General features: G+C 73.4%; 9 protein-coding genes and 1 pseudogene (1 of these 10 cut by a window edge). All 10 read left to right on the top strand.

What is annotated here, in order from left to right; genetic code table 11:
* The first annotated feature begins 10 nt into the window (after nt 1-10).
* Complete coding sequence (locus ACIQTO_RS11910) at nt 11-514, top strand: GbsR/MarR family transcriptional regulator (protein ID WP_402386399.1); 504 nt, start codon at nt 11-13, stop codon at nt 512-514.
* Nucleotides 515-638: 124 nt separating this feature from the next.
* Entirely contained in the window at nt 639-1,823 is a 1,185-nt protein-coding gene (locus tag ACIQTO_RS11905) for a cytochrome P450 (protein WP_402386397.1), read from the top strand.
* A gap of 359 nt (nt 1,824-2,182) precedes the next feature.
* Entirely contained in the window at nt 2,183-5,032 is a 2,850-nt protein-coding gene (locus tag ACIQTO_RS11900) for an ATP-binding protein (RefSeq protein WP_402386395.1), read from the top strand.
* 148 nt (nt 5,033-5,180) lie between these two features.
* Nucleotides 5,181-5,684, top strand: coding sequence for a hypothetical protein (locus ACIQTO_RS11895; protein ID WP_402386392.1), 504 nt, complete (start codon nt 5,181-5,183; stop codon nt 5,682-5,684).
* A gap of 90 nt (nt 5,685-5,774) precedes the next feature.
* A complete protein-coding gene (locus ACIQTO_RS11890; protein WP_402386389.1) occupies nt 5,775-6,284 on the top strand; it encodes a hypothetical protein in 510 nt (169 codons plus the stop codon).
* 41 nt (nt 6,285-6,325) lie between these two features.
* On the top strand, nt 6,326-7,741 hold the full coding sequence (locus ACIQTO_RS11885) for a PfaD family polyunsaturated fatty acid/polyketide biosynthesis protein (RefSeq protein ID WP_402386387.1): 1,416 nt from the start codon (nt 6,326-6,328) through the stop codon (nt 7,739-7,741).
* The gene (gene fabD, locus ACIQTO_RS11880) at nt 7,738-8,604 is read left to right on the top strand and encodes an ACP S-malonyltransferase (RefSeq protein WP_402386384.1); all 867 of its coding nucleotides are present in this window, start codon (nt 7,738-7,740) and stop codon (nt 8,602-8,604) included. Before ACIQTO_RS11885 ends, fabD begins: the two co-directional genes overlap by 4 nt.
* 91 nt (nt 8,605-8,695) lie before the next feature.
* Nucleotides 8,696-8,977 (top strand): annotated as a pseudogene (locus tag ACIQTO_RS11875) (MaoC family dehydratase); the annotation flags it as partial.
* 318 nt (nt 8,978-9,295) lie between these two features.
* Nucleotides 9,296-20,998, top strand: coding sequence for an SDR family NAD(P)-dependent oxidoreductase (locus ACIQTO_RS11870; RefSeq protein WP_402386964.1), 11,703 nt, complete (start codon nt 9,296-9,298; stop codon nt 20,996-20,998).
* Nucleotides 20,995-22,572: the 5' end (the start) of an SDR family NAD(P)-dependent oxidoreductase gene (locus ACIQTO_RS11865; protein ID WP_402386381.1), read on the top strand. The gene runs 8,631 nt beyond the window's last position; 1,578 of the gene's 10,209 nt are visible here — the first part of the coding sequence; its start codon is at nt 20,995-20,997; its stop codon lies beyond the right edge, outside the window. Before ACIQTO_RS11870 ends, ACIQTO_RS11865 begins: the two co-directional genes overlap by 4 nt.

Below are 22,572 nucleotides of genomic sequence, written 5' to 3'. Positions count from 1 at the left end.
GGAGGATGGCATGCAGGCGGAGCAGCGGCAGGTGCAGGAGGGGCGCGACGTGGAGTCGGTGTCCGGGTTCGTCGAGCGCTTCGCGGCGGAGCTGGCGGCGGCGGGGGTGCCCCGGATGCCCGCGCGGATCTTCTCCTGTCTGATGGCGGAGGAGACCGGCGTCCTCACCTCGGCCGAGCTGTCGGAGCGGTTGAAGATCAGCCCCGCTGCCGTCTCCGGTGCGATGCGCTACCTGACCCAGGTGGGTCTGGTCTCCAAGGAGCGTGAGCCCGGATCGCGTCGTGATCGCTTCCGGGTGCTCAACGACGTCTGGTACGAGTCGCTGACCCGGCGGGACGAGGTGCTGGTGCGTTGGGTGCGGGTGCTCAAGGAGGGCGAGGCCACCCTTGGGGCGGAGAGTGCGGCCGGCGGGCGGCTTGCCGAGAGCGCCGAGTTCTTCGAGTTCATGATCACGGAACTGGAGGGGATGCTGGACCGCTGGAAGGCGCAGCGCGCGGGAGGCGCGGAGGCCTGATCGACCGGCCTGCCGGCCTGCGGGCGGGTACTGGGGTCGGAGCTGGGGGTGTCACGGGTGCCGCCCGTCCGTCGGTCGGAAAGGCTGCCCCTGGTCAATCGCCCCGGTTCAGAGAGGTGACGGAGTGTCAAGCACGGAGATTCCGCCGCAGCCCAATGTCAACGACCCCGCCATCTACGACTGGTACCGGTTGATGCGGGACGAGCATCCGGTCCACCGGGACCCGGTGACGGGCTGGTGGGTGGTCTACCGCTACGCCGACGCCCGCAACGTCCTGACCCATCCCGAGACGTTCTCCTCCGAGATGCACCGGATGGGGTATCCGGAGTCGGGTCTGGAGAGCCTGCCGCAGATGGATCCGCCGCGGCACACCCGGGTCCGTCAGATCCTGGGGACGGCGTTCACGCCGCACTCGATCGCCGAGTTCGAACCGCAGATCGTGCGGATCACCAACGAGGTGATCGACGGGTTCGTCGGCAAGGAGCACGTCGATCTGGTGGCGGAGCTCGCCTACACGGTGCCGATCGCGGTGATCCTGGAGATTCTCGGGCTCCCGGCCGAGGACCGGGTCCTGTTCTACGACTGGGCCCGCAAGGTCATGAACGTCACGCCCGAGGAGATGGCGCAGGACGGATTCGCGGAGGCGCTCGGTGAACTCCAGCAGGAGGCCGTGTCGTACCTGCGGGCGAAGGTTCGCGAGCGCCGGAACAAGCCCGGCGACGACATGCTGACGGCGCTGGCCAACGCCCAGCTGGACGGTGATCGGTTGACCGAGGACGAGACGGTCAACTTCGCCAACGTCATGTTCGCCGGCGGGCACATCAGCACCACGATGACCATTGCCAACGCGGTGGATCTCTTCGACCTGAACCCGCAGGCGCAGGCGCAGGCGCGCGCCGACCTCTCGCTGCTGCCGAACGCGATCGAGGAGGTCCTGCGACACCGGCCGCCGATCACCACGGGACTGCGCGGCTCCACGCGCGACGTCGAGGTCGCCGGTGTGACCATTCCGGCGCACCAGCACGTGGCGGCGAGCTTCTGCTCCGCCAACCGTGACGAACGGATGTTCCCCGAGCCGGAGGCGTTCGACATCCATCGCCGGAGCGAGGGGCGGCACTTCGGTTTCGGGTACGGCACGCACCACTGCATCGGGAACGCCCTGGGGAGGCTGGAGGGACGCCTGGTGCTGCGGACCCTGTTCGAGCGGTTCAAGACGATCGAGGTCGACCGGGACGGCGACCTCGCCTGGGCCGTTCCTCCGCAGATGGTCGGCTTCGACAGGCTGCCGGTGCGGCTCGGCCCGGCGTAGACCGGTTCTGACCGGCCTGCACCGGCCCGACCTCGGCGTCGTCCTCCGCCACCCCGGCGGAGGACGACGCCGTGGTCTTTGCCGGGCTTTGATCGACCTGCAGCCAATCTGATCGCGAAGTGTCCTTGCTGGGAGTAGTTTTGACGCTTTCTTTACGGCTGTGGATCTCGTGGTCGCTGTACAGTCCTTCGAGTTGACCTGCCCTTTACGCCTTCCTTGATCAGCCATGACCCCCCACGGAAATCCGGCTGACCGGGATGCGCGATCAGTCTGTGTCCGTTCGACGGTTCGCCACCAGCCGATGGGGGCGGGGGTGAGCGAACCGGTCCACCGTCACGGTTCTCACAAGGGGTGTAGCGATGCGGCAGGACCTTCCTCGACTGTTGGAGCGCGAGCGGGAGACGGAGGTTGCCACCAGTGCCCTGCTTCGTACGCGTGCCGGTGAGGGCGGAGTGGTGCTGTTCGAGGGCGAGCGGGGCAGCGGGAAGACGAGTCTTCTCCGTCTCCTCAGGGACGATGCGCAGACCATGGGGTTCCAGGTGCTCCACGCGCGTGGCGGCGAACTGGAGCAGGGGTTCTCCTGGGCGATCGTGCGCCAACTCTTCGAACGCACTCCGGCCGAACCGTCGGGAGGCGTGCCCGACCCCTTCGGAGGCCCGGCCGCACTGGCCCGCTCGCTCTTCGACTACGACCAGGAGGCAGGGGGCCTCGCCCCCGCTCCCGAGGAGGAGGCCCCCGAACTGCATGCCGTTCTCCACGGTCTCTACTGGCTCTGCCGCAACCTGTCCCGGCATCAGCCGCTCGTGCTCGTGGTCGACGACGTGCACTGGGCGGACCGGATGGCCCTGCGCTTCCTCAGCTACCTCGTGAACCGCATCGACACGGATGCCGTTCTGGTGCTCCTCGCCGGTGAACCCACCACCGGGTCGGCGGCCCAGGACCTGCTGATGTCCGTGGTCGCCGCGCCGTCGGCCGGCTTCGCGACCCTCGGGCCGCTGAGCGTGGGCGCGGTCCGGGAGACCGCTGCGAGAATCCTCGGCGGCGAGGTGGACGAGTCCTTCGCCGAAGCCTGCCACTCGGCGACCGCCGGGAATCCACGGCATCTGCACGAGCTCCTGGCGGATGTGGCGGACCGGGGCATCGAACCGGTGGCGGCTGCGGCAACGCAGGTGGGCGCCCTCGCGCCGAGCAGAGTCGCCTGGGAGATCCGGCGCAGGGTCCGCCGGCTACCGGACGCCGCGACCGTGCTCGCGGGAGCGATTGCCGTGCTCGACACCGCGGCGGAGCCTAGACACGTGTGTCCGGTGTCGGGCCTCGACGAGGCCGTGGCGGCCGCGGCCGCCGGTCTCCTGCGAGACGCCAAGTTACTGCTTCCCGGGGTTCCGTACACCTTCCAGCGGCCGATCGTCCGTCAGGTGATCTACGACGCGCTGCCGGCTCAGGAACGCAACACCGCCCACCGCCGCTCGGCACGCCTGCTGTGGTCGGCGGGAGCCCCCCGGTCCGCTGCCGACCACCTGTGCAAGACGGACCCGGACGCCGACGCGTGGGCGGTCGACCTGCTTCGTGCCGCAGCCGAGGAGGCGGTCCGAAACGGAGACCCCAGAGCGGCGACGCGCTACCTGATCCGGGCCATGGCCGAGGCCCCCGGCGAGGCGGTGAGCGACCAGATCATGGCGCAGCTCGGTGCGGCGGAGCTCCGCGCCCGGGACCGGTCGGCTGTGTCGCACCTCTTCGAGGCCCTGCGCAGGGCACCCCAGCACGGGCTGCAACGCTCGGTCAGGCTCGACCTCGCACAGGCCCTCGCCGCCACCGATCGCTACGACGAAGCCGTCGTCATGGCCGGCGGGGCCTGGCGGACGGGAGAGCGCGCCGACGATCCGGCGGTGGTTCAGGCCCGGACGCTGACCTCCGCACTGGCCCGGCTGTCGACCGGGCGCGGTTGTCGCAGGCAGGCCTCGGCGCCACCGAGCCGGGACATCGCTCCCGACCGGGCCCACGCCGCGGCGGAGGCACTCTGCCGAGGGGTCCCGTCGATCCGGGTGGCGCGCCTGGCGAGCGGCGCCATCGCGGAGGGGATCCACCTCACGCCGCAGGACCTCGAGTTCCAGTCCGCCTCCCTGGCCGCCTGGACGCTCGCCCAGTGCGACGACTTCGCCGGGGCCGAGCGGGGCCTCACCGACATCCTCCGGCAGGCGGACGACCGGGGGCACGTCCTGGCCGCCATGGCAGCGCGCGGTCTGCGTGCCACGGTGCTGTTCGACACCGGGCGGCTGGCAACGGCCGAGAGTGAGGCCCGCGTCGTCCTGCGCCACCACGACAGCGCCTCGCTGACCGTCTGGGGCTCCCTGATCGCGGCCTCCACACTCGTTCAGTGTCTGATCGAGACCGGTAGGCCGGCCGAGGCCGAGGCGGTGCTGGAGCGGTACGGTCTGGCCGCGGAGCTGCCGGAATCGGCCCTGTACGGCCTCGTGCGGGTGGCCCGGGGCCGGCTGATGGTCTCCCTGGAGCGCTTCGAGGAAGGCGCACGCGACCTGCTGGAGTGTCGGCGTCTCGCGGGGGAGAAGGGATGGCAGCACCCGGCCGCGACGGCCGGATACCTGACCGATGCGGTTCGCGCCCTGACGGTGACGGAAGGATCACGGGCGGCCCGGAAGCTGGCCTTCGAGGAGGTGGTCCGGGCCAGCTCGTTCGGGGCGGGCAGGCCTCTCGCGGTGGCTCTGCGCACCTACGGCGAGCTGGTGGGCGGGCGAAAGGGACTCAGCCGTATCGAGTCCGCGGAGGAACTGCTCTGCGGGTTGCCGAACACCCTGGAGTGGGCCCGTACCCTGGTCGCCCTCGGCTCGGCGCTGCGTCGGATGGGTAGCCGCACCGAGGCGCGCCAACGACTCACGGCCGGGATGGAACTCGGCGGACGCTTCGGCGCGACCGGCATCGTGGAGTCCGCCCGGGCCGAACTCCGGCTGGCCGGCGCCCGCCTCACGCAGACGGCCGAGGGCACGGCGCCCCTGACCCCGGCCGAGCAGCGGGTCGCGGCGAAGGCGGCCGAGGGCCTGAGCAACCGGGAGATCGCGCAGCGGCTGTTCATCACGGTCAAGACCGTCGAGTGGCACCTGCGTCAGACCTACACCAAGCTCGGCATCAGCAAGCGCTCGGAGCTCGTCCGGGCGCTCGCGAAGGTTCCCGCCATGGTGCCGCGGAGCGCCTGAGCTGCGACGACGCGCGTGCTGGGGTGCGGTGCTGGGGGTTCTCCGGGGGTGCTGCGCAAGCGGGTCGGACAGGCTGATCGTCGTTCAACCGCTGAGGGGCCGAGGCTCCCGCAGCGGACCGACCAGTCGCACCGGAAGGCGGGATGCAGTGGGCAACGCATCTGGCGGGAGCCGCTACGAGACCCTGACCAAGGCCGAACGCTCGTTCGTCGACGAGGTGGCCCGGCACTACCACGAGGCGCACGGTGTCACGTGGGAGAAGGGCCGGGTGATGGCCTGGATGATCATCAGTGATCCGGCGGAGCAGAGCCTCGACGAGATCTGCGCCGCCGTGGACGCCACCCCGGAGGGCATCGAGCAGCTCATCGAGCAGTTGAGCCTCGCCGGCCTGTACCGCCGGGTCGAGCAGCCCGGTGAGCCGGTCCGCTACCGCCTCGTCGACAACGGCTACCCCAAGGCGGTGGCCGACACCTTCGCCAGTTGGCCGGAGTACCACCAGATCTTCCGCCACGGCCTGGAGGTCCTGGCCGACGCGCCGGCGGCGCGCACCCGGCGGATCGCCGAGATCGAGGAGCTCTTCGGCCACATCGTCGGCGACCTCGCGGACCTGACCAGGCGCTGGGAGGAGCACCTGCGGAGCGTCTCCACCTGAGCCCCGCACGATCCGCCGCCGTGCCGCGCCGAGGCATGACGAGCCCAGCCGTGACGAGCCCTCAACCGTGACGCGCAGAGAGGAAACCGCGTGACCACCGAAGCCACCGCCCCGACCGAGGGCGAGCGGTCCTTCGTCGAGAAGGTCGCCCAGTACTACTACGAGAACGACGGCATGCCGCACGAGCGCGGCCGGGTCGTCGGCTGGATGATGATCTGCGATCCGCCGGTCCAGTCCGCGAGCGGCATCTCCCGAGCCCTCGGAGTGCCGCGCGCCGCGATCGACCGCATCGTCGACCAGCTCACCCCGGACAACGACCCGGTGAGCGTCTTCGAGCGCACCGGGGCGCTGACCGAGGACTACACGATCCGCCTGCGGGAGAACAGCTGGGGGCCGAAGGTCCGCGGGATCTTCTCGGAGTTCCCCGACTTCCACCAGGTGGCCAGGACCGGGCTGGACGGGCTGCGGGCCGAAGGCGTCTCCGAGGAGCGGCTGCTCCGGCTGGCGAACATGGAGCGCTTCCTCGGCTTCGTCAGCGCCGAGATGCCGGCGATCCTCGACCGTTACGAGAAGCGGCGGGCGGCGGCCGGCGAGAGCTGACCCGAACCCCGAGGACCGGAACCGGAGAGGAGGAGCAGGAGATGGGTACGCTGGCGCACCACCGACCGACCGGTACGCAGCAGGCCCTGGTCGGTCCTGAGACACTGGGCAGCGCCCGGTTCAGGGCCGACCACGGTGTGCGGTACGCGTACGCCGCGGGGTCGATGTACAAGGCGGTCGCCTCGGAGGACCTCGTGGTCCGGATGGGCCGGGCGGGTCTGCTCTCCTTCTTCGGGGCCGGCGGCCTCCGGCCGGAGCAGGTCGTCGCCGCGATCGGGCGCTTCCGACGTGAGCTCGGCGACGGCCCGTACGGTGTCAACCTGCTGGCCAGCGCCGAGAATCCGGCGAGGGAGGAGGAACAGGTCGACGTCCTCCTCCGGCACCGGGTCCGGCTGGTGGAGGCGGCGTCGTTCGTCCTGCCCACGCCGAGCCTGGTCAGGTACCGCCTGGCCGGGCTGCGGCGGGACCGGGACGGTTCGGTGCACGTGCCGAACCGCGTGATGGCCAAGGTGTCCCGCCCGGAGGTGGCGCAGGCGTTCCTCGCGCCCGCACCGCGTGCGTTGGTCGAGCACCTGCTCGACCGGGGGCGGATCACCGCGGACGAGGCGGAACTCGCGCAGTACGTTCCGCTGGCGGACGACCTCTGTGCCGAGGCCGACTCCGGTGGCCACACCGACCAGCGGCAACTCGTGATCGTCCTGCCCGACACCGTGCGGCAGCGCGACCGGGCGGCCCGCGGCTTCCCTCCCGCTGCCCGGGTGAGGGTCGGAGCCGCCGGCGGGCTCGGCGATCCGCACGCGGTCGCCGCGGCGTTCGTGCTCGGCGCGGACTTCGTCCTGACCGGCAGCATCAACCAGTGCACCGTCGAGTGCGGAACGAGTGACCGGGTCAAGGACATGCTCCAGACGGCCGAGGCGCACGACATGGCCACCGTGCCGGCCGGGGACATGCTGGAGACCGGTGCCCGGGCACAGGTGTTCCGGCGGGGCCTGTTCTATCCCGCGCGGGCCAACAAGCTGTACGAGCTCTACCGCCGGTACGACTCCCTGGAGGATCTCGACCCGGCGACCGCCGAACAGATCCAGCGCCGGTACTTCGGCCGCAGCTTCGAGGAGGTCTGGCAGGAGACCCGGGAGTACTACGCGCAGGCCAACCCGGCGAGCCTGGAGCTGGCCGAGCGGGACCCGAAGCATCGGATGCTGCTGGTCTTCAAGGCGTACTTCGTCCACTCCATCCGCTCGGCCATGGGCGGTTCGGAGCGGCACCTGGTCGACTACCAGATCAACTGCGGCCCGGCCATGGGCGCGTTGAACGGCTACCTGCGCGGGACCGGTCGGGAGGACTGGCGCGACCGGCACGTCGACGACCTGGCCGAGCTGCTCATGCGCGGAGCCGCCGATCTGCTGTCCGAGCGGTTCGCGGCCTGGGCGGCTCCCGATGCCTGGAGGCAACCGTGACCGTCGTCCACCTCTTCCCCGGCCAGGGTTCCCAATGGGTGGGCATGGGGCGCGCGCTGCTTGCTTCCTACCCCAATCTGGTCCGGCAGGCCGACTCGGTCCTCGGCTACTCGGTGGCCGAACTGTGTGTCGAGGGGCCGGCCGAGCGCCTCGCCGACACGCGGTACACCCAGTGCGCGATGTACGTCGTCGACGTCCTCTCCTACATCGACGCGGTGCGCACCGGCGGCGAGATACCCGACCTCGTCGCGGGCCACAGCCTCGGCGAGTACGCCGCCCTGTTCGCCGCCGGAGTCTTCGACTTCCGTACCGGCCTGGAGATCGTGGTCAAGCGGGCGGAGCTCATGGCGGCCTCCGGAGCCGGGGCGATGGCGGCCGTGATCGGTCTCGACGAGGAGGCCGTGCGGGCCGTGCTGGAGCGCACCGGCCGGCCCGTCGACATCGCCAACCTGAACGCTCCGGACCAGACGGTGCTGTCCGGCCCCGCGGAGGGCATGGCCGAGGTCTCGGCGTTGGCGGTGGAGGCCGGGGCCACGGTCGTGCCGCTGAAGGTCAGCGGCGCGTTCCACTCCCGCTGGATGGCGCCCGCGGCAGCAGAGTTCGAACGCTTTCTGAGCGGCTACGTCCTGGCCCGGCCCAAGATCCCGGTGCTCGCCAACACCACCGCGCGCCCTCACGAGCAGGGCGAGCTCGCCGGCGCCCTCGTGCGGCAGTTCACCCAGCCGGTCCGCTGGCACGAGTCGGTCGAGTACTGCCTCGGCCGGCCGGACGCCGAACTGCGCGAGATCGGCCCGGGCACCGTGCTGACCGGCCTGACCAGGCGCATCGTCGCGGCCCGCCGGGAGCCGGCCGCGACACGCTGACCGCTCGTCCGTCCCGGGCGCGGCCGTCGCGTCCGGGAAACCGGCCTGCCCGCGTACGACCGAAGACCCCGATGCGTCCCCTGAGAGGAACCAAGTCCGCATGGACCCGCAGACCGTCACCGGCAGCCTGGTCGTGCCCCGCTCACAGGTCGAGGAGTTCGCGGCGACAGCCGGCGACCGGAGCCCTTTGCACGTGGACGACTCCTACGCCCGGCGCACGCCGTTCGGAGAACCGGTCGCGCACGGTGTGCTCGGCCTGCTGCGGGCGCTCGCGACCGGTCCGGTACGGCCCGGCCTGACGCTCGCCCGACTGCGCGTCCGCTTCCCGGGGCCGGTACTGCCCGGTCAGGAGTACCGGTTCGCCTGGTCCGAGGACGAACCCGACGTACGCACCGGTGTCGTCGGCGCCACGGTGCGCATCCTCGACGGCGACCGGCCGCTGCTCGACGCGGAGGCGGAGTACACCCCGGGCGAGGTGCCCTCCGGTCCGGCACGCCCGGGGCGGCCGCGGTTGCGGACCACCGTGGCGGCCGTCCCGGTGGAGAGCCTCTCCCCGGGGCGGGAGGTCGGAGCCGAGTACCGGCCCGACTGGGCCGGGCTGCGACGGCTGGTGGACGGCCTCGGCCTGCCCGAGCGGGGCGTGGGCCCCGCTCATGCGGCCGTCCTGGCCTGGTGCAGCCAGCTGGCCGGCATGGAGGTCCCCGGTCGCGCGGCACTCGTCAGCGGCATCGAAGCCGAGTTCGACCGGTCGGCGTCGACGAAGGGGTTCACCGCCCGGGGCCGCGTCGCCGACGTGGACACCCGCTTCCGGACCGTTCGGCTGACGGGCGAACTCACGGCGGGGCGCCTCGCGGCCCGGGCCGAGGTCCGGGTCTTCGCACGACGGGAGGGGACGCCTCCCGAGCCGGGGACGATCCGGGCCCTCCTTGCCGACGAGCCCGGCGCCACCGGGCTGGCCGGGTGCGTCGCCTTCGTGGCGGGCGGCAGCCGGGGCCTCGGCGCGGCTGTCGCCCAGGCGCTCGCGGTGGCCGGCTGTACCGTGCACATCGGATTCCGGGACAGCCACGACGAAGCGCGTGCCCTGGTCGCGGGCCTCGGACCGGACGGCGAACGCGTCCGCCTGCACCCGGGCGATGTCGGCGACCCCGAGTGGTGCGTCCGGACCCGTGAGCTGATCGCGGCCGAGGACGGCCCCGTCGAGCTCCTGGTGCTCTGTGCCGGCCCGCCGGCGCAGACCCTGGACCTGCACCCGGCCACCGTCGCCAGGGCCGCCGCCCACATCGGCCGGGCGGTGCAGTTGGCCGAGGCGCCTCTCGCCGCGTTCGCCGACGATCTGGTGGCCACCGGCGGGCGCATCGCGGTGGTGTCCTCGGCCTACGCCGAGGAGCCGCGTCAGGGCCTCGCCCACTACAGTGCCGCCAAGCGGGCGGTCGAAGGCGTTCTGGAGGCCTTCGCGGCGGAGCGGCCGCAGGTCGGTGTCCTGATCGCCCGGCCACCGCGGCTCGCCACCTCCTTCACCGACAGCGTGGCCGGCCAGGACGAGGCACTGGCGGTGGAACCGGTCGCGGTGGCGATCGTCCGGGGCCTGGCGGTTCAACCCGCCGGGACGTCGAGCGTCGTGACCGACTTCGCCGAACCCGCGCGCACCGCGCCTCCAGCTGAGGAGGTCGAGGAGCGCGAGGCGGCCGTGGTGCCCGCGCCGCCTCGGCGCGGGGTGCTCGCCGTCGCCGCCACCTTCACCACCGACCCGCTCCGCCCCGTCCTGGAGCACTGGATCGACCGGCTCGGCCTCGGGCTGGACGTCCGACTGACGCCCTACGGCCAGGTCTTCCAGCAACTACTCGACCCGGCATCCGAGTTCGCCCGCAACCGGCAGGGCTGCAACGTCGTCCTGGTCAGGCTCGCCGACTGGCCGCAGGGCAGCGAGGGCAGCCGGACGGTCGACGAGTTCGCGACCGCCGCCGCGGCCGCGGCGGCCACCAGCGCCGTACCTCTCGTGATCCTGCTCTGCCCGGCACCGCCTGCCATCGCGAGTGCCCGCGAGGCCGAACTCGGCGCTGCACAGGCGCGGTTGCGGGCCGCGGTGGACGGTTCGGCCGGCCTCCACCTGGTCGAGGAGGCGCACTGGAGCGGACCGTACCCCGTACCCGACCACTACGACGCCGCGCGCGAGGAGCACGCCCACATCCCGTTCACCCCGCCTGCCATGGCGGCACTCGGTACGGCAGTGGTCAGGCACGTCCACGCCCTGATCGCACCGCCGTTCAAGGTCCTCGTGCTGGACTGCGACAACACCCTCTGGGCCGGAGTCTGCGGTGAGGACGGGCCGGACGGCGTCCGGCTCACCGCCGCCCACCGGGCGGTGCAGCGGTGGGCGGTCGACCAGCACGACCGCGGAGTGCTGCTCTGCCTGTGCAGCAAGAACTCCGAGGAGGACGTCGACGAGGTCTTCGCCCGCCGGGCCGAGCTGGAGTTGCGTCCCGAGCACATCGCCGCCCGCCGGATCGACTGGCAGCCCAAGCCGGCCAACCTGACGGCGCTGGCCGCCGAGCTGGGGCTGGGCCTGGACAGCTTCGTCTTCCTGGACGACAACCCGGTGGAGGTGGCCGCCGTCCGGGCGGCGCACCCTCAGGTGCTGGCGTTGCGCCTGCCCGCCGACGCCGATCAGGTGCCGGGCTTCCTGCAGCGGATCTGGGCGTTCGACCGGCCGACGGTCACGGCGGAGGACCGCAGGCGGACCAGCATGTACCGGGCGGGCCGCGAGCGCGAGCGGCTCCGCGGCAGCGCCGCCACCCTGGCGGACTTCGTCTCGGGCCTTCAGCTGCGGACCGACATCCACCGGGCCCGGCCCGACCAGTTCGACCGGGTCGCCCAACTGACCCAGCGGACCAATCAGTTCAATCTCTCCGGAATCCGGAGGACGGAGACCGAGCTGCGTGCCGCACTCGCCGACGGAGCGGACTGCTGGGTGGTCGAGGCGGCCGACCGCTTCGGGGACTACGGGTTGGTGGGCGCGGCGATCACCCGGCCCCGACCGGAAGGCCTGGAACTCGACACCTTCCTGATGAGCTGCCGAGTGCTCGGCCGGGGTGTCGAGCACGCCTTCCTGGCCGGAATCGCCCAGGGTGCGGCAGCCGAGGGCGGAGCCGGCAGCCTGGTGGCGACGCTCCGTCCGACCGGTCGCAACACTCCGGTCCGCCCCTTCCTGGAGGAGGTGTTCGGGGCGGGCCCGGGTAGGGCGGAGGCCGACGGCACGGTGGTCCACCGGGCCTCGCTCACCACGCTGGCCGGGCTGTCCTTCCGCCCCGATGAGGCGGGGCTGCCGCAGGAGCGGCCCGACGGCGCGGACTCTCCGGTGCTCCCTACGACGACGGGTGACCCCGTTCGAGTGGCGGCCCTGGCCGAACTCGCGGCCGAGCTGACCGACGCCGAGGCGCTTCGCCGGGCGATCGACGGGGACCACCGCGATCCGGTGCCCCTCCCGCGGACCGTCGCCGCCGGCACGCCCGCACCCCTGGACGCGGTCCGGCACGTGCTGGGCCGGCTCCGGCGGATACCCGCCGCCACCCTTCGGGCGGACACCACGCTGGAGTCGCTCCGACTGGAGTCGCTGGAGGTCGTCGACGCCACGGTGGCCCTGGAGAAACAGTTCGGTCGGCTACCCGCGGCTCTGTTCTTCGAGCACCGGACGCTCGGTGAGCTGGCCGGGGCCCTGGCCGGTACGGGAGAGTCCCCCCGGCCCGAATCCCCCCGGTCCGCACAGGAGGCCGCCCCGGTGCCCCCGCGCCTCGCTGCCCGACCCGCCGGGGAGACGGCAGGACCGGAGGACGGCATCGCCGTGGTCGGGATCGCCGGACGCTACCCGGGTGCCCGCGACACCGCCGAACTGTGGCGGAACCTGACGGCAGGCACCGAATCGATCACCGACGCGTCCGTTCGCTGGGAGCACGGCCGGCATGTCGATCCGGCCGGTGGCCCGGACAAGACGTACACGGCCGCCGGTGGACTCCTCGACGGCGTCGACGAGTTCGACGCGCTCTTCTTCAACCTCGCCCCGAGCGAGGCGGAGACGATGGACCCCCAGCAGCGGCTGTTCCTCCAGACCGCGTACCACGCGCTGGAGGACGCCGGGCACACCCCCGAGAGCCTGGGCCGCAACGTCGGTGTCTTCGTGGCGTCGATGGGGCCCGACTACGCCGTGCTCAGCGCGAACGCGGCGCTCACCGGCGACAGCCGCTACCCCAACAGCGACCTCTACCAGATCGCCAACCGGGTCTCGTACTTCATGGACCTCACGGGGCCGAGCATCGCCCTCGACACCGCCTGCTCCGGCTCGGGCGTCGCACTCCAGCTGGCCTGCGACGCGATCCGCGGCGGCACCGTGACCGCCGCGATCGCCGGCGGGGTCAACCTCATCCTCCATCCGGCGCGGCGCATCCAGTACGCCCAGCTCGGCATGCTCTCCCCGACCGGTCGGTGCCGGCCGTTCGGGGCGGGCGCCGACGGGATGGTCACCAGCGAGGGCGTGGGCGCGGTGCTGCTGCGACCGCTGCGCGCCGCCCTGGCCGACGGCGACCACATCTACGGCGTCATCAGGGCGGCCGGCACCAACAGCGGCGGCCGGACCGGCGGGTTCACCGTGCCGAGCCCGAAGGCACAGGCGGCGCTGATCTCCGACACCCTCAGTCGCGCGGGCCTGCGCCCCGCCGACATCCACTACGTCGAGGCACACGGCACCGGGACCCCGCTCGGGGACCCGATCGAGATCAGGGGACTCACCCGGGTGTTCGGCGGTGCCACCGACGGGCCGCTGCCGGTCGGCAGCATCAAGAGCAACATCGGGCACACCGAGGCGGCCGCGGCTGTCGCGGGCCTGACCAAGGTCCTGCTCCAACTCCACCACCGCACGCTCGTGCCCTCGTTGCACGCCGAACACCCCAACCCGGCGGTCGACTTCGACCGTACGCCGTTCCACGTCCAGCAGCGGACCGCCGAGTGGCGACCGCCCGCCCCGGGCGTACCGCTGCGGGCGGCGCTCAGCTCGTTCGGAGCGGGGGGAGTGAACGCGCATCTGGTCGTGGAGGAGGCGCCGGAGCGCCGCTCCACCGAACCGTCCCCGGCGGCGGGTCCGCACCTCGTCCTGCTCTCCGCCCTGGACGACGACCGTCTGCGTGAGCAGTGCCGGCGGCTGGCCGCCCGGCTGCGCACCGACGGGAACCCGACGGTTGCGGACATCGCTTTCACCCTGCGCGCCGGCCGAGCGGAGCTCGACCACCGGCTGGCCCTCGTCGTCGCCGACCGGGCCGAACTCTTGGCCGCGCTCGAACTCCTCGCCGACGCGGCGGACATCGCTCAGGCCGTGCGCGCGCTGGGCGCCGCCGCGCACGGGCGGACCGGCTCCGCACAGCCGTCGGCGGTGGCCGAGTTGTTCGACGGGAGTGCGGAGGTCACCGATCTGCTGCGCGGCCTGGCGCGGCGCAGGGACTACTTCCGGCTCGGTGGCCTCTGGTGCCAGGGCGCCCGGGTCGACTGGGCCGAGGTCCTGCCACGTGGCGACTGCCGGCGGGTGCCGCTGCCCGGCTACCCCTTCGCCCGTGAACGGCACTGGCTGCCCGACCCGGTGGCGGTTCCGGCCCGCGGGGCGGAGCCCGGACGGCCCGCAGCAGGGACCGCTCTGTTCAGCCCGGAGTGGGAACCTGCGGGAGCCGCACCCGCTCGGCCCGGCGCTCCTTCGCAGCAGCTCGTCGTCGCACTCGGTGGCGACGCGCTCTGGGCGGCCCCGGCCGAGCTCCGGTACGACGGGCCCGGGCTCCCCGCACTCCCGTCGGCGGACGGCCGGGAGCTGGTGGTCGTCGACCGGCGCGCGCTGGACGACAACGGATCGGCAGAACGCCCGGAGGCCCTGTACACCGCGGTGGCCCTCGCCCGGGAGGCGCTGAGCAGCGGCCGCCGCACGGTCTACGTCTGCCTCACCCGGCCCGCGGACCAGGACCCGCTCTCCGCCGCGGTCTCCGGCTTCGGCCGGGCCTTCGCCCAGGAGAGCCCGCTGCTGCGGACCGTCCGGATCGAGGTCGGCGGCGATCACCGGGGGATCACTCTGGCCGAGGCGCTGGCCGAGGCGGGCCACGGCGCCGCCGAGGTCCGCCGGGCCGGTGACCGGCGCCTGCTCAGGCGCTGGCGGGCTGTGCCCGCTCCCACCGGGGGCGGTCTCCGGACCGGCGGCCACTACCTGGTCACCGGGGGCGCCGGGGGTGTCGGGAGGCTGCTCGCCGCTGCCCTGGCCGAGCGCCACGGAGCGTCGGTGACGCTGCTCGGACGGTCCCCGGAGCCCGCCGGGGCTTCGACGGCATCCCGGCGGATCCACTACGCGGTCGCCGACGTGACCGACCGTCCGGCACTGGCCGCCGTCCTCCGCGAGGCGCGGACCAGGTCCGGTCCGCTGACCGGGGTGATCCACGCGGCCGGAGTCCTGCGTGACGGGCTGCTGCGGGCCAAGTCGGACGAGGCGCTGGACCAGGTGCTCGCCCCCAAGGTGACAGGGACGGTCCTGCTGGACGAGCTGACCGCCGACGACGACCTCGACTTCTTCCTCCTGATGTCCTCCTACGTCGGTGTGTTCGGCAACGCGGGCCAGACGGACTACTGCGCGGCGAACCGGTTCCTCGACGCCTTCGCCGAGCAGCGCAGCGCCCGCGCGGCCCGGGGCGAGCGGCGCGGCCGCACGGTGTCGGCGCTGTGGCCGCTCTGGGCCGACGGCGGGATGCGGATGCCGGCGGCCGTACGTCGGCTGGCCGCTACCTCGCTGGGGTTGGAGGCCATCGGCACCGAGGAGGCGCTGCGGGCGTTCGAGGCCGTCGTCGCACTCGACCGGCCGGTCGTGCTGATCGGCAGCGGGGACGAGCGGCGCCTCGCCGAGGCCCTGGCCGGGCTGGAGCCGGAGGCCGCGGTGTTCGCGGCTCCTGACACGAGTACGGTGGCCGACGCCGATGCCGGCGGCGAGGCGGTCGTCGCCTGGCTCCGCGACCGCGTACTCGGACAGGCCGCCGAACTGGCGAAGGTCCCGGTGGAGCGGATCGACCCGGGCGCGGAACTCGGCGTCTACGGGTTCAACTCGCTGCTGTTCACCGACCTTGCGAACCGGCTGAACGACGTGCTCGGCACCACCGTCACCCCGGTGCTCTTCTTCGAGAGCCCGACGGTCGAACGGCTCGCGGCCGAGCTGTACCGCCGTCACCCGGCCGAGACGGCCGCGGCCGTCACGGCGTCCGCCGCCACGGCGCCTGCCGGTCCGGCCTCGGTCGACGGCCCGGGGACGAGCCGCTCCCGGACGGTCACGGTCGCGTCCCAGACCGCGCCGGTCGTCCGGGCCACCGAGCGACCCGGCTTCCCGGTCGCGGTCATCGGGATGGCCGGGCGGCTCCCGGGAGCGCCCGATCTCGCCACGTACTGGGCCAACCTGACCGCTGCTCGGACCTCGGTCGGCGAAGCGGCGCCGTGGCGCAGCGACGGGGACCGCCTGCGGGGCGGATTCCTCGACGACATCCTCGCCTTCGATGCCGCCTTCTTCGGAGTCTCGCCCCGAGAGGCGCGGCTGATGGACCCCCAGCAACGGCTGTTCCTGGAGACGGGATGGCACGCGATCGAGAACGCCGGGTACGACCCCCGCGCGCTGGGCGGTACCGCCACCGGCGTGTTCGTGGGCGCGACACTCACGGACTACGCCGAGCTGCTGGCCAAGGAGTCCGAGCGGATCACCGCCCACTCCGTCACCGGGCACGTGCAAAGCATCATCGCCAACCGGCTGTCGTACCTGCTCGACCTCAGGGGGCCGAGCGAGGTGGTCGACACCGCCTGCTCCAGCTCGCTCACCGCGTTGCACCGCGCGCTGGGCGCGCTGGAGGCGGGGGAGTGCGACCTGGCCGTGGCCGGCGGGGTCAACGCCCTGTTCTCCCGGACCTGGTTCGAGTCGCTGGGCAAGGCCGGCATGCTGTCCGCCACCGGCCGGTGCTGGACCTTCGACGAGCGCGCCGACGGCTTCGTCCGCGGGGAGGGAGTCGGCGCGGTGGTGCTCAAGCCGCTCGACCGGGCGCGGCGCGACGGCGACGACATCAAGGCGGTGATCCGGGGCAGCGCCGTCAACCACGGCGGTCGCGCCCACTCGCTGACCGCACCCAACCCCGGGGCACAGGCCGACGTGGTGGCGGCGGCGCTGCGCCGGGCCGGCGTGGAGCCGCGCACGGTCTCCTACATCGAGACGCACGGAACGGGCACCCGGCTGGGCGACCCGATCGAGGTGGCCGGCCTCCGGGCGGCCTTCGCCCGGCTCGGCGCGCCCGACGGCGAGCCGTGGTGCTCGCTCGGCGCGGTGAAGACCAACATCGGGCACCTGGAGTCGGCCGCCGGAATTGCCGGCCTGCTCAAGGTGCTGCTCGCCCTGCGCCACCGGACGCTGCCGCCGAGCGCGGCGGGTGAGCGGTCCAACCCCCACCTCGACCTTGCCGGTGGACCGTTCCGGGTTCTCACGGCCGGACAGCCGTGGCGGCCCATGGACGGGAACGGCGCGCCGCTGCCGCTGCGAGCCGGGGTCAGCGCCTTCGGGTTCGGCGGCGCCAACGCGCACGTCGTGGTGGAGGAGGCGCCGGCCGCCGCTCCCGGCCCCGTCGACGACGGCACCGAGCACCTCTTCGTCCTGTCCGCGGCGGACCAGGAGCGGCTGCGCGCCTACACGGAGCTGGTGCGCCGGGCCGTGGCGACCGAGCAGCCCGAGCTGGCCGACCTCGCCCACACCTCGCGGACCGGTCGCCCGGCGCTCGCCGCCCGGCTCGCGATCGTGGCGACGACCCGGGCGGAACTGCTGGAACGCATGGATGCCCGGCTGGCGGGCCGAGCCGCGACCGGCCTGTACCCGGGCGCGGAACCGACCGGTGAGTCCGGCCCGTTGCGCGAGACGGCCCGGCGATGGGTGGCGGGCGAGTCCGTCGCCTGGCCGGCCGACCCGGCCCGCCGGAAGGTGGCGTTTCCCGGCTACCCCTTCGACCACGCGACGGCCCACGGTCCGCTCCGGAACCCGGGGCCGGACCGCGAGCCGGAGGCCGTACTCGTTCCCCGGCTCCTGGCCCGGACCTGGGAGGCGGCTTCGGAGTCCGACACCGAACCGGCCGGCCGCAAGCGCTGGCTGCTGGTCGGGCGCACGGCCGGGCCGGCCCTCCTGGAGGACCTGGCCGGCGAGGAAGCCGACTGGATCGTGGTGCGGGCGCCGTCCGCCCTCCCGGCGCTGGCCGCCCACGAGTACGAGACGGACCTCGACGACCACGGGGCGGGCCGGCGGATCGCCGAGGAGCTGCTCACCCGGCACGGCCGGCCCGAGGCTCTGGTCGATCTGGTGGACGTGACGGGCGGCCCCACCGGAGAAGCAGGCCGGGTCGGCCTGCTCCAGACGCTGGCGGGGCGGCGTGACGGCGGAGATCTGCGTCTTGTCCATGTTCGGCGGACCATTGCGGAATCCGGTGCCGAGGGCGAGCGGATGGCCGCACTGGTGCGGGCGGTCGGCGCGGAGTACGCCGCCGTACGGGCGGTCACCGTCGATACCGACGGGCCGGCGGACGGCGAGCACGGTGCCCTGCGAACGGCCCTGCGGGAGCTCGCGGCGGCGGGTACCGAGCCCGAGGTGCGCTACCGCGACGGCGTGCGGGAGGTCGCGCGACTGGCCGAGCTGACGGCGGCGACCGGTGGTGGGACAGCCACGCTGGGCCTCCACCCGATCGACCCCGACCGGGCCTACGTGATCACCGGCGGCACCGGCGGCCTCGGCCTGGCAGCGGCGGAACTGCTCGTCGAGCGCGGTGCCCGCCGCATCGCGCTGACCGGACGCCGACCGCTGCCGCCCCGCGAGCAGTGGCCGCTGCCGGGGCGGGCTCCGGTGGAGGGCGGGCCCTGGTGGCACGAGCGCGTAGCGGCGGTGCGGCGCCTGGAGGCGGCCGGGGCCGAGGTGATGCTGCACAGCGGTGACGCCGCCGCGACCGCGGGCTTCCTGACCGAGGTCCGCCGCCGGCTGGGACCGATCGCGGGCGTGCTGCACTGCGCGGGGGCGGTGGGCCCCACCCCCGCCTTCGTCCACAAGCCCTACGACGAGATCACCGACTGCTGGGCGCCCAAGGTCGACGGCCTGGCCGAACTCGACCGGGCGCTGGCCTCGGACGACCCCGACTTCGTCGTCCTCTACTCCTCGATCTCGGCGGTGGTGCCCGCCCTCGCGGTCGGCCTCGCCGACTACGCGGCCGCCAACGCCGTCCTCGACGCCCATGCCGCCCGGGCCCAGGCCCGGGCGAAGGAACGCGGATCACGCACCCGGTGGCTCGCGATCAGCTGGGGGAGCTGGGCCGGGCCGGGCATGGGGGAGGTCACCAGCCCCCGCTACCGCGACCTCGGACTCGGCGGGCTGCGCCCGGACGAAGGCCTCGGCCTGCTGGACACGGCGCTGGCCACGGTCGGTCTCACCGGAGTGGTGGCGGTCGCAGCGGGGTCGGACGCCGCCGGTCGGCTGCTGCCCGGCACCCGGTCGGCCGTGCTGGTACCGCCGGCGCCGGCCGTTTCCCCGCCGGTTGCGTCGGGACACGACGAGCCGAAGGGCACGGAGGGCCTCACCGAGCTGTGCGCCGCTCATCTGACGGACGTGCTGGCCGATGCCCTCCTGCTGGACGCCGCCGGGATCGGCAGGCACACCCCGTTCGCGGACCTGGGAGTCGATTCGATCCTGATCGCCGGCATCGTGGCCGGGCTGGAGGAACTGACCGCCGCCCCGCTGGAGCCGTCCGTCGTCCTGGAGTACCCGTCGGTAGCCCGATTGACCGACCATCTGATGACGGCGCACCAGGACGCGTTGGAGCGGTGGGCCGCCGGCCGGCGCACCGTGGCCCCCGGCCGGGAGGCCCCGGTGACCGCCCCGGCCGCGCCGGTTCCAGCAGTGCCGACCGGTGCCTTCCCGCTGGCCGTGATCGGCATGGCGGGCCGCTTTCCCGGTACGACGAGCACCACGGAGTTCTGGGAGCTGCTGCGCAACGGCCGCTCCGGCGTGCGCGAGGTGCCGCGCTCACGCTGGGACGTCGCCACCCTGTACTCGCCCGAGTACCGGGAGGGGCGCAGCATCAGCAAATGGGGCGGTTTCCTCGACGGCATCGAGGACTTCGACCCGGAGTACTTCGGAATCCCCGAGGCCGATGCGGCGCACCTCGACCCGGTGACCCGGCTGTTCCTGGAGTGCGCCGAGCAGACCTTCGCCGACGCGGGGTACACCGGGGACGACCTGGCCGGGCGTCGGGTCGGAGTCTTCGTGGGGTCCGGGACGGGCGACTACGGGTCGCGGATCGAGATACCGGGCCGGGCCACGGCCACCGGGCTGAACCAGAACTTCATCGCCGCGCACCTGGCCCACTTCCGGGACCTCCGCGGCCCCAACCTCGTGGTGGACACGGCCTGCTCCTCCTCGCTGACCGCCCTTCATCTGGCCGGCCAGGCCCTGCGACTGGGAGAGTGCGACCTGGCCCTGGCCGGCGCGGCCGACCTCATCCTCGACGAGCGTCCCTACCTCTCGCTGAGCGCCGCCAGGGCGCTCTCGCCCGACGGGGCCTGCCACGTCTTCGACGCCGGGGCGAACGGGTTCGTCCCGGGGGAGGGCGCCGGCGCGCTGTTGCTCAAACCGCTCGACCGCGCGCTCGACGACGGGGACCGGATCCTCGCAGTCGTTGAGGCCACCGCCGTGAACAACGACGGCCGCACGATGGGGCTGACCACGCCCAATCCACTGGCCCAGCAGGAGGTCGTGCGGGAGGCGCTGCGCCGGGCCGGGGCGGACGCCGCGAGCGTCTCGTACGTCGAGGCGCACGGGACCGGCACCATGATCGGCGATCCGATCGAACTGCGGGCCCTCACGGAGGTGTTCCGGGAGCGGACGGCGGAGCGCGGGTTCTGCGCGGTGGGCAGCGTCAAGTCGAACGTCGGTCACCTGCTGATGGCGGCCGGCATGGCGGGCCTGCAGAAGGTGGTGCTCTCGCTGATGCACCGGGCCCTGCCGCCCACGCTGCACTGCGAGCACCCGAATCCGCGGTTCGCCTTCGAGGAGTCCCCGTTCCGCCCCAACACCGAACTGCGGGAGTGGCAGCCGCGGTTCGGGGTGCGGCGGGCCGGCGTCAGCGCCTTCGGGTTCGGCGGCACCAACGGGCACGCGGTGCTGCGTGGGCTGACCGACGTCGAGCGGGCGTCCCGTCCGGTCCGCCGTTCGCCGCTTCCACCGCCGGTGTTCCACCGTCGGCGCCACTGGGTCGAGCGGGTCCGCCCGCAGCCGGCCGCACCGAGCCTTCTCCCCCTTCTCGATCTGGAGGAAGTGATCCAGCCATGACGGAGAACCGACCTGAGCAGACCGCGGGCACGGAGGTGCTGCGGACGCTGGCCGGCCGCCGGGTGGCGACGACCGTCCGCCCCGAGGACGAGGCCGTCCGCAACCATCTCGTGCACTCCGTGCCGGTCCTTCCCGGGGTCTTCCTGCTCGATCTGGTGCTGCGGCTGGTCCGGCACACCGGGGTCGACCCGGCCGGGGTCGAGCTGCGACGGATCCTGTTCCTCGCGCCGGTCGTCGGACAGGGGGCCGGTCGCCGGGTCGAGGTGGTCCTGGGCGAGGCGGTGGGGGAGGCCGGGTGGCTGTCGGTCACGGTGCGCAGCCGGCCGGCGGACGCCCCGGATGACCCTTGGCAGACCAACTGCCGGGCCGAACTGCACCCTGCCGACGAACCGCACGCCGCCGACGAACGGAGTCCTCGCGCCGGCCGGCCGATCGCCGACCTCGTGGCCGACGCCGGCGGGGCCGCCCGGCAGGTGGTCGACATCGACGAGCTCTACGGCTTCGTACGCGCCCTGGACATCGTCCACCGGGGGTTCATGAAGGCCTCCGGGACGGTGGAGGTCGTGCCGGGGCACGCCCTCGCCAGGATGCGGCTCGCCCCCGAGGCCGAACCGTACCTCGGCCACTTCCACGCCCACCCGGCGGTTCTGGACTTCGCCACGCTGGTACCGATGCTGCTGTTCGACCGCGACCGGCTGGAGGCCGCCGGGGCCGCCTTCATCCCGATCTTCATCGACTCCTTCCACGTCGCCGGGCCGCTCGGTGCGGAGAATCTGGTGCACGTCCCGGGGCCGGTGCGCGGAGGGCTGGACGCCGAGCTCTTCGAGGCGGACCTGCGGATCTGCTCGCCCGACGGGCGGGTCGTGGCGAGCCTCACCGGCTTCCGCGCCAAGCGGATCCGGTCCGCCGACCTGATCACCCGTCTGCTCGCCGGGCCGGCCGTTCCCGAGCGGCCGGAGCCCGCCCCGATCGCCGGGGCCGCGCTCCCCGTCGCTGACGGGAAGGAGGGACCGGACGGGCAGGACGGGGCGGGCGGAGGGCTGTACTCCCTGGTGGCCGCCCTGGCGGCGGGCCCGCTCGGCCGCCCCGAGACCGAGATCGACCCGGACGCGGGATTCTACGAACTCGGGCTCTCGTCGATCGACCTGCTGGCCATCGCCGGCAAGCTGGAGGAGCGGCTCGCCACCCAGCTGTACCCGACGCTGCTGTTCGAGTACCCGACGGTCCGGGCGCTGGCCGAGCATCTGGACTCCCGGGGACTGGCGGCGGCCGGCAGCCCGGAGCCGCCGGCCCCGGAGCCCGCCGTCCCCACCGCCCCACCCGCACCGGTGAGCCGGTCGGCGGCCGACGACGAGCCGTTGGCGATCGTCGGCCTGGCCGGACACTACCCCGGCGCATCGGACCTCGACGCCTTCTGGGAGGTCCTGAGCAGTGGCCGGGACGGCGTCACGGAGATCCCGGCCGACCGCTGGGACCACGCCCCGTACTGGACCGCCCAACGGGGCGTGCCGGGGCGCAGCTACGCCAAGTGGGGCGCGTTCCTCGACGGCGTCGCCGAGTTCGACGCGCCGTTC

Source organism: Kitasatospora sp. NPDC091207 (genome assembly GCF_044768625.1).
GTDB lineage: Bacteria > Actinomycetota > Actinomycetes > Streptomycetales > Streptomycetaceae > Kitasatospora.
Note: the sequence above shows the minus strand (reverse complement) of the source record. Positions and strands in the feature narration are given on the sequence as shown.